The following is a 14,351-nucleotide window of genomic DNA, read 5'->3' as shown; positions in this document are numbered from 1 at the left end:
CACCGGGCTCCGGGCCTTCGGAAACCCCGCTCCGTTCGCCCCCACCCCTCTTGTTGCACATATATTGCAGTTGCGGAAAGACCGCAGGAAGAGTGCAGAAGGAGCGCGGCGGTGAGCGGACCAGTAGTCCTCGGGATCGAGTCCTCGTGCGACGAGACCGGGGCGGGGATCGTGCGGGACGGGAAGCTGCTCGCGCACGTCGTGGCGACCAGCATGGACGAGCACGCGCGGTTCGGCGGGGTCGTGCCCGAGATCGCCGCCCGGGCGCACCTGCACTCCTTCAACCCGGTCGTCCGGGAAGCGCTCGATCAGGCGGGGCTGCGGCTGAACCGGATCGACGCGGTCGCCGTCACCACCGCGTCCGCGCCCTCACCGAGCGGCGGTGCGCTGCCGCCGGGGTCGAGCTGCGCGTCCCGCCGATGACCCTGTGCACCGACAACGGCGCCATGATCGCCGCCGTCGGCGACCTCCTCGTCCGCTCGGGAGCGGAGCCCGCCCCGCTGGACGTGTCCATCGACCCGTCCGCGCCCCTGGAGTACGCCTCCCTGACCCCGCTCCCCGCCCCCTCCGCCCGAGCCGCCTGACCACCGCCCCCCCCACGCGAACCCGACCGCTCCCACCGGAACCCGACTGCCCCGGCGGGATCCGACCACCCTCCACCGGAACCCGACCGTCCCCCACCGGAAGCAGTGAGAACCTTGCGTACCGCCGACATCCGCCAGCGCTTCCTCGACTACTTCGCCGCCCGGGGACACACCGTCGTGCCCAGCGCGCCGCTGCCCACCCCCGACCCCACCCTGCTGTTGGTCAACGCCGGCATGGTCCCCTTCAAGCCGTACTTCACCGGCGAGGCGGCCCCCCTGTGGCAGCGGGCCACGAGCGTGCAGAAGTGCGTGCGGACCCTGGACATCGAGGAGGTCGGGAAGACCACCCGGCACGGCTCCTTCTTCCAGATGAACGGCAACTTCTCCTTCGGGGACTACTTCAAGGAGGAGGCCGTCGCCTTCGCCTGGGACCTCTCCACCAAGCCGTGGACCGAGGGCGGCTACGGGCTCGACCCGGAGAGGATCTGGGTGACCGTCCACCACTCCGACACCGACGCCCGCGGCATCTGGCGCGAGGTCGCCGGCCTGCCCGACGAGCGGATCGTGGCGCGCGGCGACGAGGACAACTTCTGGTCCATGGGCGTCCCCGGTCCCTGCGGACCCTGCTCCGAGCTGTACTACGACCGCGGCCCGGCCCTCGGCCGCGAGGGCGGGCCCGCCGTCGACGAGGACCGGTACATGGAGTTCTGGAACCTCGTCTTCATGCAGTACGAGCGCGGTGAGGGCCCCGGCAAGACCGGCTACCCGATCCTCGGCGACCTGCCCCGCCGCAACATCGACACCGGCATGGGCCTGGAGCGGATGGCCACCCTCCTCCAGGGCGTCGACAACCTCTACGAGATCGACGAGACCCGCCCCGTCCTCGACCGGGCCGCCGACCTGGCGGGCGTACGGTACGGGGCCGATGCGGAGTCCGACGTACGGCTCCGCGTGGTCGCCGACCACGTCCGCACCGCCCTCATGCTCCTCGCCGACGGCACCGCCCCCGGCAACGAGGGCCGCGGCTACGTCCTGCGCCGCATCCTGCGCCGCTCGGTCCGCTCCATGCGCCAGCTCGGCTTCCAGGCCCCCGCCCTGCCCGAACTGCTGCCCGTCGCCCGCGACTGCATGGCCCCCAGCTACCCCGAGGTCGTCGCGTCCTACGCCCGGATCTCCGACCAGGCGTACGGCGAGGAGGACGCCTTCCGCGCCACCCTCAAGCAGGGGACCACCGTCCTGGACACCGCCGTCACCGGGGTGAAGGCGGACGGCGGCCGCTCGCTGCCCGGTGCGCAGGCCTTCCTCCTCCACGACACCTACGGCTTCCCCATCGACCTCACCCTGGAGATGGCCGCCGAACAGGGCGTCGAGGTCGACCGCGAGGGCTTCACCGCCCTCATGAACGAGCAGCGCGAACGGACCCGCACCGACGCCCGCGCCCGCAAGTCCGGCGGCACCGCGGACACCGCCGCCCTCCGCACCGTCCTGGACGCCCACGGCCCCACCGACTGGCGTGCGTGGGACACCCTCACCACCGAGTCCCGCGTCCTCGCCCTCCTCGGCGCCGAGGGCCCCGTCCCGGTGGCCCGTACCGGCGACCTCGTCACCGTCGTCCTCGACCGTACCCCCTTCTACGCCGAGTCCGGAGGCCAGGACAGCGACGCGGGCCTGCTCTCCGGGGCCTCGGTCGAGGCCGGGGTCGTGGACGTCCAGCGGCCCCTGCCCGGCCTCGTCGTCCACCGGGTCAGGATCACGGCGGGCGAACTGGCCGTGGACGACACCGTGCACGCCGCCGTCGACCCCGAGTGGCGCCTCGGCGCCCGCCAGGCCCACTCCGGCACCCACGTCCTGCACGCCGCCCTCCGCGAGGTCCTCGGCCCCACCGCCCTCCAGTCCGGCTCCTACAACCGGCCCGGCTACCTCCGCCTCGACTTCCCCTGGCGCGGCACCCTCTCCCCGGCCGTCCGGAGCGAGGTCGAGGAGGCCGCCAACCGCGCCCTGCGCCGCGACCTGCCCGTCGGCGTCCGCTGGACGACCCTGCCCGAGGCCAAGGAGCTCGGCGCGCTCGCCCTCTTCGACGAGACGTACGGGGAGAAGGTCCGGGTCGTGGAGATCGGCGGCCCCTGGTCGCGCGAGCTGTGCGGCGGCACCCACGTCGACCACGCCTCCCAGATCGGCACGGTCGCCCTCACCGCCGAGTCCTCCGTCGGCGCCGGCATGCGCCGCCTGGAGGCGGCCGTCGGCATCGAGGGCTTCGGCTACCTCGCCCGCGAGCGCGACCTCGTGGGCCGGATCGCCGAGCAGCTGAACGCGCCCCGTACCGAACTCCCCGAGAAGATCGCCGGCCTCCTCGACCGGCTCAAGGCCGCCGACCGCGAGAACGCCCGCCTCAAGGCCAAGGCGACGGCGGGCCGCGCCGCCGAACTCGCCGGGCAGGCCGTCGAGGCGGGGGACACCCTGGTCGTCACCGCGACCGTCGACGGCGCCGCCGACGAGGCCCGCGCCCTCGCCCTCGCGGTCCGCGACCGCCTCCCTCCCGCCCGCCCCGGCGTGGTCGCCGCCGCCACCTCCTCGGGCGGACTCGTCCTGACCGTCAACGCCCCGGCCCGCGAGGCCGGCCGGAACGCCTCCGAGACCGTCAAACAACTCCTCGGCGGCCGGGGCGGCGGCTCCCCGGAGATCGCCCAGGGCGGCGGCGTACCCGCCGGGGACCTGGCCGCGATCCTCGCGGACCTCCCCCGGGTCGTACCCGGTGGCCACGGACAGTCGGAGGGTGGCTGACGGACGGCCGGAAGACGGCCGAAAGGCGGCTGACGGACAGCTGACGGCGGGTCCGCGATCCGGTCGTGCGGCCCGAGCCCCCGGCCTCTCCCCGCAATCCCCGCCGACGCCTTCGATCTTGCTCTACCTTGAGACCTCCGTATCCATCCAGGGGGACCGCCGCATGGACCACGACGAACTCCTCTCAGAGCGACCGCTCGCCTCCGCCGCGCCCGCCACGCGGCGAGACCCGGACGACCGGAACCCGAAGGGCTGACCTCCACCGTGGAACAACTGACGGGGACGGACCCCGCGCACATAGGCCCGTACCGCCTGATCGCCCGCCTCGGCGCGGGCGGCATGGGCCTGGTCTACCTGGGCCGTTCCGACCTGGGCCGCACGGTCGCGGTCAAGGTCGTCCAGGCCGAACACGCCCAGCACACCGAGTTCCGCAGGCGGTTCGCCCGCGAGGTGGCCGCCGCCCGGCGGGTGGGCGGCGCCTGGACCGCCGACGTCCTGGACGCCGACACCGAGGCCGAGGTGCCCTGGGTGGCGACCCAGTACATACCGGGCCCCGACCTGACCACCGTCGTGGCCGAGGACTTCGGGCCGCTGCCCGAGGCGTCGGTCCGCACCCTCGCCAACCGCCTCGCCCTCGCCCTGCAGGCCGTGCACGAGGCCGGTCTGATCCACCGGGACCTCAAGCCGTCCAACGTCCTGGTCACCGTGGACGGGCCGCGCGTCATCGACTTCGGCATCGCGCGGGCCATGGACGGCCTGGCCGGGGACAGCCTGCACACCCGCACCGGCATGCTGATCGGCTCGCCCGGCTTCATGTCGCCGGAGCAGGTGCGCGGCCTCGAACTCACCCCGGCCTCGGACGTGTTCTGCCTGGGCGCGCTCCTCGTCTACGCCGCCACCGGACGCCTCCTCTTCGGCGCCACGGACAGCGGTCTGAACGCCCACCTCTTCCGGATCGCGGAGGAGGAGCCGGACCTGGCCGGCGTGCCGGACGCGCTCGTCGATCTCGTACGCGCGTGTCTGCACAAGGATCCGGCCCGGCGGCCGACCCCTCGCGAAGTGGCCTCGCGCACGGCGGCCGACCAGGACGGCGAGTGGCTGCCGGGGCCGGTGCTCGCCCAGCTCGGCCGCCGCGCCGCCCATCTGCTGGACTACGCGCCCGCCGTGCCCGCCGGAGCCGACGTCGCCGTACGGCCGACTCCCCGCCCCCACCCCGCGGCCCCGACGCCTCCGCCGCCCGCGTACGTCCCGACGGTCCCCGCCCAGTCCGCCGCCCCCGGCTTCGGCGCGCCCGCGGACCCGCCGCCCGGGTCCTGGAACGCGTCCACGACCCCGGCGGCGGCCCCGGAGGCCCCCCTTCCCCGGCGCTGGTGGGGCCTGGTGGCGCTCGCACTGGCCCAGGCGCTCGTCCTGGCCGACGCGGCGTTCTCCAGCCGGGCGATGCTGTGGTGGGGCGCCGGCAGCGACCTGGGGCTCGCCGCCGGCATGAAGGTGACGTCCACCGTCTACCTGGACGTGATGCCCGTCGCCCATGCGCTGGCCTTCGCCGGAGTACTGCTGTTCGGCACCCGCGTCGCGGACCTCGTGGGCCGCAAGAGGATGCTGGTGATCGGCCTCCTGGGGTTCGCGGTGGCCGCCGCCCTCGGCGGCGCGGCCACCTCCTCCACCGTGTGGATCACGGGCCGCGCCCTGCAGGGCGCCTTCGCCGCGCTCATCTCCTCGTCCGTACCGGCCCTGCTGTCCACGTCGTTCACCGACCCGCGGGAACGCCGCAAGGCGTTCGGGATCCACACCGCGATCGCGGGCGGTGCCCCGGCGCTCGGCCTGCTGGCGTTCTGGCTGTTCCCCATCGGCCCGAACTGGCGGTGGTGCCTGTTCGGCGCCGTCCCCCTCGCCCTGGCCGTCGTGATCGCGGTGGCGGTCCTGGTGCACGACCGGCCGGGCCGCGTCGGCCTCCGCTTCGACGGGCCGTGGGTTCTGCTCGGCGCCGCCGGGATCATCGGAATCGGCGGGGCCGTCCCGTACTTCGAGGGCCACCTCCTCCTGGTCCCGGTCGCCGGCGTCCTGCTCGCGGCCTTCGTGTGGCGACAGACCAGGACGGCCGCCGCCCTGGCCACACCGCCCGGCCCCGGGGCGCCGCGCGGCTCCTTCCTCGCCGCGGCCCTGGCCAACGCCCTCGCCGCCGTCCTGCTCATGGCCGTGGGATTCCTCCACTTCTAGGCGGCCTTGGCAGCCTCCCGGCGGTTCCGGAGCCGCCGGGCGCGGATCTCGTACGTGGAGAGGAGGACGACCGCCAGGTTCAGGGGGAAGGCGATCGCCTCGGCGACCCAGCGGATGTCGGCGGCGCGCAGGAGGCTCGCGGACAGCGCGATCAGGAGGAGCGTCAGGGGGAGGAAGCGCCGCCACGCCGGCAGCTCCCGCATCCGCGCGACGGTCACGACGCACAGGACGAACGAGCCGAACACGGCGACGACCGCGAGGACGACGAGGGCGAGCGAGAGCATCGGGATTCTCCGGAGGCGCACAGGAAGGGACGGCCCCATAGTGCACCGTCCGGTTCTCACGGACCGTACGAGGGTGCCGCCCCCGCCCTCCTCCGGCGCCGCCCGGCGCCCCGCCCGGACGTCCGGGGTCAGGCCGCCTTGTCGGACTCGCCGGGCGCGGAGGCGGTGACGACCCGGGGGAGGGCGCCGGGATGCTCCCGCGCGATCCAGCGCACGAGCTCCTCCCGTACGGCGCAGCGGGTCGTCCACAGGTCGTCGGGGTCCTTGGCCGTCACGATCGCGCGGACCGTGATGGAGGTCGGCGACGTGTCGGTGACGGCGAGGTCCCAGCCCCGCCCGTCCCAGGTCGGGCAGTCGGCGAGGAACTCGCGCAGGTGCGCCCGCATCAGCGCGACGGGCGTGGAGTGGTCGCAGTGGACGAAGACCGATCCCGTCATCTGGACGCCGCCCCGGGACCAGTTCTCGAACGGCCGCGAGGTGAAGTACGAGACGGGCAGCGTCACCCGGCGCTCGTCCCAGGTCCTGACCGTCAGGAAGGTCAGCGTCACCTCCTCCACCGTGCCCCATTCGCCGTCGACGACGACCGTGTCCCCGATGCGGACCATGTCGCCGAAGGCGATCTGGAAACCGGCGAAGAGGTTGCCGAGCGTCGACTGCGCCGCCACGCCGGCCACGATGCCGATGATCCCGGCCGAGGCGAGCAGGGACGTGCCGAGAGTGCGGAAGGAGGGGAAGGTGACGAGGGCCGCGGCACCGGCGAGCACCCCGACCGCGGCCGACACCACCCGCATGATCAGCGTGACCTGCGTACGGACCCGGCGCAGCCGCGCGGCGTCCCGCGCCCGCCCCGCGTACCGCGCGTACGAGGACTCCACGACGGCCGAGGTCGCCCGGATCGCCAGCCAGGCGCCGCCGCCGATCAGGCACAGCAGCAGGACGTGCCCCACCACGTCGGCGTGCTCCTCCAGGACGGAGAAGGCCGAGGCCGGGTAGGTCCAGCGGAGCAGGGCGGTCAGCAGGACGACGAACAGCGGCGTACGGCAGCGGCGCAGCAGCCCCCACAGCGGTGTCTCGTGGTGGCGCGCGTCCGCGTGACGGGCCAGCAGGTCCACCGCGCGGACCACGACGAAGGCCACGAGGGCCGAGCCGCCGACGGAGGCCACCAGCCGAAGAACGCTCTCCATGTACTCCCCAGTCGATGAGTCGAACAGGTTCGTCGATTACGCCTGACCGCCGACCGTCCCCCCAAACATGCCGTCCGGCCCGCCGGGGGCCCGGTGGGATCGGAAGACAGCCGGCCACGCCTGGCCGCGCGGCCCGGTGGGTGGGGTCGTCGGGAGCGAGCCGGGCGGCGACCTCGGCCGAAACCGGCCCGAGACGTCGGGAGTTGGGAGGGAGTTGACCCGCCGTCCATCCGGGGCGATCGGTCCGGGCGTACATTTCGGCGTGTGGACATCCCCCTGACGTTCCGCTGGGTCTTCGCGGCCCTCGTGGTCCTGCAGCTCGTCGCCCTCGTTCCCGTCCTGCGCCGGCTGCGCGACCCCGCGCCGGAACGGCGGACCGAGGCCCGGCTGCGCCTCCTCGACGCGGCCGGCAGCGTGACGTTCCTCGCCGGCTTCGCCCTCGACCACCCCGCCCTCGTGCTGAGCGGCCTGGTGTGCGTGGGGGCGGTCTACGCGGCGAAGGGGGTTCTCTGGTACCGCGCCCGGGAGCGGACCTGACCCACCGGCGCCGGCGCGCGGGCGCGCCCCGGCGCCGGGAGGGCTCAGCGCGGAACCCCGCCCTCCCGTCCGGCGGCGCGTGAGCGCCGGTGCGCCGCGACCCGTTCCCGGGTGGCGCACCGGCGGGAGCAGTAGCGGCGCTCCTGCCCGGCGCCCTGGGCGAGGAAGACGTTCCGGCAGCCGGACGAGGCGCAGACCCCGCCCGGCGCCCGTCGGCGGTCCCAGAGCAGGACGGTCAGGGCCATGCACGACGAGGCGAGCAGCCACTCGTCCCAGGGCGCGTCGTCGTCGGAGTCCAGGTGGGGGTGCCAGGGCGAGCCGCCGCCGTGCGAGGAGAGCCGCAGCGGCCCCGTGTGCTCCCGCAGGAGGCGGTTGAGGGCGGCGGCGGCCCCGTCGACGTCCTCGGCGGCGAAGACCTCCCGAAGCAGCGCGGCGGCCGCGCGCATCCCGGCGACGTCATGGGCGGTGAGGTCGAGGGGCTCCGCCTCGCCGTACGCGCGGAGCACCGCGGCGACCTCGGCCGGATCGGAGGAGTCGCCGGAGAGCGCGTTGACCAGGTCGACGGTCCGTCGCGCGGTGGTCTGTACGGAGTGCCGGGCGGACCGGTCGTCGAGGGGGAAGGACACCGGGAGAATGTAACGCACCTTGCCGAGTTTCGGGTTACCTCCGTAACGTCCCGCCGATGAAGAGGCGTTACTCCTTTCCCGTCCACCTCACCGGAGCGGCGGTGGCCCGCACCGGGGACGAGATGGCGGGCCCGGCCCTCGTACTGGCCGGGCTCGCCCTGACCGGCTCGGCCGCCGACGCGTCGCTGCTGCTCGCGGGCGTCACGGTCTCCTCCGTGCTGGGCGGCCCGGTCCTCGGCTCGCTCCTCGACCGGGCGGAACGGCCCGGCCGCCTCCTCGCGGCGGCCCTCGCCCTGTACGCGGCGGGCCTGACGGCGGTCCTCGTGGGCCTCGGCCGGCTGCCGTTCGCGCTCACCCTCGCCGCCGCCGTCCTGACGGGGCTGCTCGGGCCGGCCCTGTCGGGCGGCTGGACGGCCCAACTCCGCGCCGTCGTACGGGACGACCGCCTGGACCGGGCGAACGCGCTCGACGCCATGACGTTCGGCGCGGCCGGACTGGCCGGCCCGGCCCTCGCCGGAGGCACGGCCGAGGCACTGGGTGCCCCGACGGCCGTGGTGGTCTCCGCGGCGCTCGTCGCCCTCGCCCTCCCCGCCGCGTGGGCGCTGCCCGCCCGCACGGACCCGACGCCGAAGAGCCCCACGCGGGGCGGCCGGCCGAGGCCCGTACCGCCCGGCCCCGCGCCGTCCGTTCCCGTTCCCTCCGGCCCGTTGGTCGGCCCGGCTGTCGGACTCGCCGTCGGCCTCGCCGTCGATATCGCCGCCGGGCTCCGGGCCGTCGTCCGCAGCCCCGCCCTGGCCCGGGCGACCCTGACCTCGGTCGTCTCCTGCACCGCCCAGGGCATGCTGACGGCCTGTCTCGCCCTCCTGGGGGAGCGGGTCCTGGGCGGGGCCGGACGCGGCGCGATGCTCCTCTCCTGCGCGGCGGTCTCCGCCCTGGCGGCCAACGCCGTACTCGCCCGGTTCCCCCGCGCGATCGCCCCGGACACGCTCCTCTGGACCGGCGCCCTCCTCCAGGCCGCGGCGCCGGCCGCGGCCGTCCCCGGCCACCCGACCGTCCTCGTCGCGGCCGCGTTCGTCGCCGGAATCGGCGAAGGACCGCAGTTGACCGCGCTGTTCGCCGTCCGCCACCGGGAGGCCCCGGAGCGTCTGCGGAGCCAGATCTTCACCACCGGCGCCGGCCTGAAGATCACCGGCTTCGCCCTGGGGGCCGTGGTCGCGGGGCCGGTCGCGGCCCGCTCCCTGACCGGCGCCCTGCTGCTCGCCACGGGCACGGCGGTCCTCGCGGCCCTCGCCTTCTTCGCCGTTCCCGCCGCCCGGGGCCGGGCGGCCCCCGCGTGAGCGCGCCGGCGACTCCCCGTCGGAACGCGTTCACGCCCCGGACACCCGGAACCGGACGGCGATCCAACAAGGTCGCGTACATGTAACGGGTCTAGTTCGAAGCGCGGTGCCCCGGACGCGCGTGCGCGGCGCCCGAGCGGGCGGCGGCGCCCGAGCGGGCGGCGGCGCCCGGACGGGGCCGCCGGAGGCACCGCCGCGACCGGAAGGAACCCCCAGTGGACCGCAGGTCTCTCCTCACCGCCGCGACGGGCGCGGTGGGCGCCGTCGCCGCCTCCCAGGTGCCGGCGGGCGCGGCGACCCCCGCGCACACCGGCCCGGGACGGCCCGTCACCGCCTTCAACGTCATCAGCGACATCCAGGGCGACCTCCGGGACCTCGGAGTCGCCCTGGAGGACATGCACCGCACCAACCCCCGGAGCTCGGGCCTCGCCGTCGCCGGGGACATCACCCCGCGCGGGTACGACGCCGAGTACGCCGAGGTCTCCGCCGAACTCGCGCGCCACCCCCACGCCCGTACGGTCGCCTGGGCCATCGGCAACCACGAGTTCTACGTCCCCAAGTGGCGCGACCCCTCGACCCTCGCGCAGGACACCTGGCCCAACGGCACCACCGAGGACTCCCTGTTCCGGAGCTTCCACCGCTTCGCCGGGCGCAACACGGTCCACGCCGAGCACTCCTTCGGCGGCATACCGGTCCTGAGCCTCGGCACCGAGAAGTACATGCACTACCACGACCCGAAGCTCTGGGACGAGGTGTGGCTGAGCGAGGCGCAGTTCAGCTGGCTCGAACAGCGGCTCGCGTACTGGGCGCGCCGCCGCAGGCCCGTCATGGTCGTCACGCACCACCCGCTCCCGAACACCGTCTCCGGCAGCCACAACCGGCTCTACTCCCGCGACTACCTCCAGGCCGACCGGCTCCTCGGGATCCTCGGCCGGCACCGCGACGTCTTCCTCTTCTGCGGGCACACCCACTGGGACCTCGCCCTGTCGGACTGGTACGTCCGCAGGGTCGTCCCCGGCACCGCCAACCTCGACGGCTTCTCCGTCGTCAACACGGGCGCCGTGCAGACGGGCTTCACGGACGACGGCAAGGGCGGCGAGGTCGCCGTCCCCGGCACGTTCAACCAGGGGCTCCAGGTCGAGGTCTTCCACGACCGCGTCGTCGTCAGGGCGCGCGACTTCGCCGCAGGGCGCTGGCTGAAGCGGATCACGGTCCCGCTGTCGACGTGGATCTGACGCCCCGGCCCGCCCGGTGACCGCCGGGTGGGCCGTACCGGCGCCCGCCCGGTGGGCCGTACCGGTGACCGGCAGTCCGTCCGTGGTGACCGCCGGAGCGGCGAATCGTTCTTCCGGACGTGAAGAAGACGCTTCTGGCGGCCCTCGCGGCCGCCTCCGCCACCGCCCTGATCGCCCCGGCCGTCGCCACCGCGGCCCCGGAGCCCGCCGACGTCGCCGCCACCACCGCCACCGCGGTCCCCGCCGCCCTCGCCGCGGCCGCCCTGCCCGGCGCCCCCGCGGCGGACCACGCGGGGACGAGGACCCAGTGGCCCGAGACCCTCGGGCTGCCGAAGGCCTGGGCCGAGAAGGTGATCCTGCGGGACCGGCCCGACCTGGAGATCGAGCACATCCCCGAGGGCGCGCTGGTCACCATGGACTACAGGGAGGACCGCGTCCGGATCGTCCACAACGCCCTCGGCCTCGTCTCCCAGGTTCCCGCCATCGGCTAGGACCCGCCCCTCCCGGATCAAGGTCGCGCCCGCCCCCTTTCACCCGATCGCCCGCACAGATGTCGTCACCGCCGCCGTGCGGTGACGATGATCGCGAAGGTCATCGAGAGGACGGCGCCGAGAAGGCGTGCGTCCGGGAGACGAGGGCGTCGCATGGTTCAGGGCTTCTCCAGGGAACCGGGGACCCACGGTCCGCTCACCGAGGTCGCGCCGGAGGGGATCCGGAGGATCACCCTCTGGGCGGCCGCGATCGCGCTGGGCGGGTTCCTGTTCGGCTTCGACACCGGCGTCGTCTCCGGCGCGCTGCTGTACATCAAGGAGGACTTCGACCTCAACTCCTTCGAGCAGGGCAGCGTGGTCAGCGTCCTGCTCATCGGCGCCGTCGTCGGCGCCACCTCGGCGGGCCGCCTCGCCGACCGGCTCGGCAGACGCAAGGCCCTGCGCCTCATCGGCGTCGTGTTCGTCGTGGGCACCGCGATCGCCGCCCTGGCGAACGGCTACCTGACGCTCATGGCGGGCCGGATCGTCCTCGGCCTCTCCGTCGGCGCCGCCTCCGCCACGGTGCCGGTCTACCTCTCGGAGATCTCGCCGACGAAGATCCGCGGCCGGCTGCTCACCATGAACCAGCTCATGATCACGATCGGCATCCTCGTCGCGTACCTCGTCAACCTCGCCTTCGCGAGCAGCGAGGCCTGGCGGGCGATGTTCGCCGTCGGCGCGATCCCCGCCCTCCTCATGATCGCCGCCACGCTGTGGCTGCTGCCCGAGTCGCCGCAGTGGCTGATCGCCCACGGCCAGGAGGACGTGGCCCGCCGGGGCATCGCCGAGCTGACCGACGAGGCGACCGCCGACGAGCTGATCAGACGGGGCCGGCAGCGCATGGCCGAGGACCGCGAGAAGCAGAGGCGGAACGAGGCGGCGGGCGGAAAGGGCACCCGGCGGCTGCTCGCCCCCGACGTGCGGCCCGCCCTGGTCGTCGGACTCACCCTCGCCGCCGTCCAGCAGTTCGCCGGCATCAACACGATCATCTACTACGCGCCGACCATCATCCAGCAGACCGGCCTCGACGCCTCGAACGCCATCCTCTACTCCGTCTTCATCGGCCTGATCAACCTCGTCATGACCCTGGTGGCGATCCGACTCGTGGACCGGGTGGGACGACGGCCCATGGTCCTCGTCTCGCTCGCCCTGATGACGGTCTCGATCTTCATGCTGGGACTCGCGTTCGTCGTCGGCATGAACTCGGAACTGACCCTGGTGTTCATGGTGATCTACATCGCCGCCTTCGCGGGTGGCCTCGGCCCCGTCTTCTGGACGCTGATCGGCGAGATCTTCCCGCCGTCCGTCCGGGCCGAGGGATCGAGCCTCTCCACCGCCGTCAACTGGGTGTCCAACTTCGTCGTCAGCCTCGCCTTCCTGCCCCTGGCCAACCTCATCGGCCAGGGCGAGACCTTCTGGATCTTCGCGGGAATCTGCCTGTTCGCGTTCCTCTTCGTCGGCCGCTACCTGCCCGAGACCCGCGGCCGCGACCCCGAGCAGATCGAAGAGGCCCTCGACGCCCGCTTCAAGCACCGGCCCGACCACCCGGACCGCCCCGGCGGCCCCGGGAAGACGGCATCCCCGCAGAAAGGACGCTCGCGATGAGCGACACCCTCCTCGGTCCCGACGACCTCGAGACGGCAGACGCCCTCGTCCTCTTCGGCATCACCGGCGACCTCGCCAAGAAGATGCTGCTCCCCGCCCTGTACCGGCTCACCGAGGACGACCGGCTCACCGTCCCCGTCATCGGCGTGGCCGCCGGGGACTGGGACGACGAGGCACTGCGCCGGCACGCCCGGGAGGCGGTCGCCGCCGCCGTACCCGACCTCGACGAGGAGGTCTTCGCCCGGCTCGCGGCGAACCTGTCCATCGTCACCGGCGACTTCACCGACAAGGCCACCTTCGAACGGCTCCGCGAGGCCGTCGCCGGACACGGGTTCGTCACCCACTACCTGGCGATCCCGCCCTCCCTGTTCACCACCGTCGCCCGCGCCCTCGCCGCCGCCGGCCTGAACCGCGACGCCCGTCTGGTGGTCGAGAAGCCGTTCGGCCACGACCTGGACTCCGCGCGGAAGCTCCAGGAGGAACTGAACACCTGCTTCGACGACCACCACCTGCTGCGGGTCGACCACTTCCTCGGCAACGCCGCCGTGGAGAGCCTGATGGTCGCCCGCTTCGCCAACACCCTCCTCGCCCCCATCTGGCACCGCGCCTACGTCGACAACGTCCAGATCACCCTCGCCGAGGACTTCGACGTCGCCGACCGCGGCTCCTTCTACGACGCCGTCGGCTGCCTGCGCGACGTCGTCCAGAACCACCTGCTCCAGGTCCTCGCCTTCCTCGCGATGGACCCGCCCAGCGCCTCCAACGCCCGCGCCCAGGGCCTGGAGAAGTGGCGGGTCCTGCACGCCGCCCGCACCATGGAGTCCGCCGCCACCGTCCGCGGCCAGTACGAGGGCTACCTCGGCGTCGAGGGCGTCAAGCCGGACTCCACCACCGAGACGTACTTCGCCACCCGCCTGTTCATCGACAACTGGCGCTGGGCCGGCGTCCCCTTCCACCTGCGCAGCGGCAAGGCGCTGGCCGTCACCGCCACCGAGGTGATCGTCCAGCTCCGCACCCCGCCGCTCGAACTCTTCGGCGGCGACGCGACGGAGACCCCGCCCAACCTCATCCGCTTCCGCATCGACGGCGACACCGGCATCCGGGCCGACCTGATGCTCCGCAAGCCCGAGGAGGGCGTGGAACGCCCGGTGACCGTGCCCATCGGCGTCGACTTCGCGAAGGTCCTCGGGCGGCAGGAGCTGCCGTACGAGAACATCCTCCGGGGCGCCGTCGTCGGCGACCCCGAGACCTTCGCCTTCTTCCCCACGATCCTGGAGTGCTGGCGGATCGTCGGGCCCGTCCTCGACCCCGCCGAGCCGCCCCTGCCGTACGCCCCCGGCACCTGGGGCCCGGAAGCCGCCGACCGGCTCCCCGACCTGACGCACTGGCACCAGCCGGGCCGCCGCCTCTTCGAGGACCTCGGCTGAC

12 protein-coding genes and 1 pseudogene are annotated in these 14,351 nt (G+C 74.0%); 10 read left to right on the top strand and 3 right to left on the bottom strand.

Translation table 11 applies throughout. The annotated features are described in order from the left end of the window. Positions 1 to 111: 111 nt before the first annotated feature. The 4 genes and pseudogenes from CP977_RS35645 to CP977_RS02595 all read left to right on the top strand — a co-directional run. A pseudogene (locus CP977_RS35645) lies at positions 112 to 399 on the top strand (tRNA (adenosine(37)-N6)-threonylcarbamoyltransferase complex transferase subunit TsaD); the annotation flags it as partial. A 20-nt stretch (positions 400 to 419) separates the two neighbouring features. Next, positions 420 to 584, top strand: coding sequence for a hypothetical protein (locus CP977_RS35640; RefSeq protein WP_443728937.1), 165 nt, complete (start codon positions 420 to 422; stop codon positions 582 to 584). A 114-nt stretch (positions 585 to 698) separates the two neighbouring features. Then, on the top strand, positions 699 to 3,365 hold the full coding sequence (alaS, locus tag CP977_RS02600) for an alanine--tRNA ligase (RefSeq protein WP_152369535.1): 2,667 nt from the start codon (positions 699 to 701) through the stop codon (positions 3,363 to 3,365). Positions 3,366 to 3,629: 264 nt separating this feature from the next. Continuing rightward, positions 3,630 to 5,585, top strand: a complete 1,956-nt coding sequence (locus tag CP977_RS02595) for a bifunctional serine/threonine protein kinase/MFS transporter (RefSeq protein ID WP_222987485.1) — start codon at positions 3,630 to 3,632, stop codon at positions 5,583 to 5,585. Here the strand turns inward: CP977_RS02595 and CP977_RS02590 are convergent. Together CP977_RS02590 and CP977_RS02585 are read right to left on the bottom strand one after the other, a co-directional pair. After that, a complete protein-coding gene (locus tag CP977_RS02590) occupies positions 5,582 to 5,869 on the bottom strand; it encodes a hypothetical protein (RefSeq protein WP_152369533.1) in 288 nt (95 codons plus the stop codon). The two genes, CP977_RS02595 and CP977_RS02590, sit on opposite strands and share 4 nt — an antisense overlap. Before the next feature lie 128 nt (positions 5,870 to 5,997). Further along, positions 5,998 to 7,053 carry a mechanosensitive ion channel family protein gene (locus CP977_RS02585; RefSeq protein ID WP_062757187.1) on the bottom strand — a complete coding sequence of 352 codons (1,056 nt, stop codon included), beginning with the start codon at positions 7,051 to 7,053 and terminating at the stop codon, positions 5,998 to 6,000. 264 nt (positions 7,054 to 7,317) lie between these two features. Here CP977_RS02585 and CP977_RS02580 point away from each other — a divergent pair, with 264 nt between their 5' ends. Beyond that, the gene (locus tag CP977_RS02580) at positions 7,318 to 7,590 is read left to right on the top strand and encodes a hypothetical protein (protein ID WP_109186312.1); all 273 of its coding nucleotides are present in this window, start codon (positions 7,318 to 7,320) and stop codon (positions 7,588 to 7,590) included. Between the two features lie 44 nt (positions 7,591 to 7,634). On the opposite strand, the gene CP977_RS02575 is transcribed toward CP977_RS02580, so the two are convergent. Further along, positions 7,635 to 8,234 (bottom strand): CGNR zinc finger domain-containing protein, encoded by a 600-nt coding sequence (locus tag CP977_RS02575; RefSeq protein ID WP_152369532.1) that lies wholly within the window; start codon positions 8,232 to 8,234, stop codon positions 7,635 to 7,637. A 38-nt stretch (positions 8,235 to 8,272) separates the two neighbouring features. On the opposite strand from CP977_RS02575, the gene CP977_RS02570 reads away from it, so the two are divergent. The 5 genes from CP977_RS02570 (at position 8,273) to zwf (ending at position 14,350) form a co-directional block, all read left to right on the top strand. Beyond that, positions 8,273 to 9,553 carry an MFS transporter gene (locus CP977_RS02570; protein ID WP_152369531.1) on the top strand — a complete coding sequence of 427 codons (1,281 nt, stop codon included), beginning with the start codon at positions 8,273 to 8,275 and terminating at the stop codon, positions 9,551 to 9,553. A 215-nt stretch (positions 9,554 to 9,768) separates the two neighbouring features. Continuing rightward, a complete protein-coding gene (locus CP977_RS02565) occupies positions 9,769 to 10,788 on the top strand; it encodes a metallophosphoesterase family protein (protein WP_062757183.1) in 1,020 nt (339 codons plus the stop codon). Positions 10,789 to 10,907: 119 nt separating this feature from the next. After that, entirely contained in the window at positions 10,908 to 11,279 is a 372-nt protein-coding gene (locus CP977_RS02560) for a serine protease inhibitor (RefSeq protein ID WP_062757182.1), read from the top strand. A 153-nt stretch (positions 11,280 to 11,432) separates the two neighbouring features. Next, a complete protein-coding gene (locus CP977_RS02555) occupies positions 11,433 to 12,923 on the top strand; it encodes a sugar porter family MFS transporter (protein WP_062757181.1) in 1,491 nt (496 codons plus the stop codon). Then, positions 12,920 to 14,350 carry a glucose-6-phosphate dehydrogenase gene (gene zwf / locus CP977_RS02550; protein ID WP_152369530.1) on the top strand — a complete coding sequence of 477 codons (1,431 nt, stop codon included), beginning with the start codon at positions 12,920 to 12,922 and terminating at the stop codon, positions 14,348 to 14,350. The genes CP977_RS02555 and zwf overlap by 4 nt, the downstream gene beginning before the upstream one ends. Position 14,351: the final 1 nt, after the last annotated feature.

The organism is Streptomyces cinereoruber, assembly GCF_009299385.1.
Taxonomy (GTDB): Bacteria; Actinomycetota; Actinomycetes; order Streptomycetales; family Streptomycetaceae; genus Streptomyces; species Streptomyces bikiniensis.
This window is presented reverse-complemented; position numbering and strand designations above follow the sequence as displayed.

Bases quoted from the DNA above. Each gene is read 5' to 3' on its own strand.
- CP977_RS35640 (WP_443728937.1), top strand. From the start codon at position 420: ATGACCCTGTGCACCGACAACGGCGCCATGATCGCCGCCGTCGGCGAC.
- zwf (WP_152369530.1), top strand. From the start codon at position 12,920: ATGAGCGACACCCTCCTCGGTCCCGACGACCTCGAGACGGCAGACGCC.
- CP977_RS02585 (WP_062757187.1), bottom strand. From the start codon at position 7,053: ATGGAGAGCGTTCTTCGGCTGGTGGCCTCCGTCGGCGGCTCGGCCCTC.
- CP977_RS02555 (WP_062757181.1), top strand. From the start codon at position 11,433: ATGGTTCAGGGCTTCTCCAGGGAACCGGGGACCCACGGTCCGCTCACC.
- CP977_RS02590 (WP_152369533.1), bottom strand. From the start codon at position 5,869: ATGCTCTCGCTCGCCCTCGTCGTCCTCGCGGTCGTCGCCGTGTTCGGC.
- CP977_RS02570 (WP_152369531.1), top strand. From the start codon at position 8,273: ATGAAGAGGCGTTACTCCTTTCCCGTCCACCTCACCGGAGCGGCGGTG.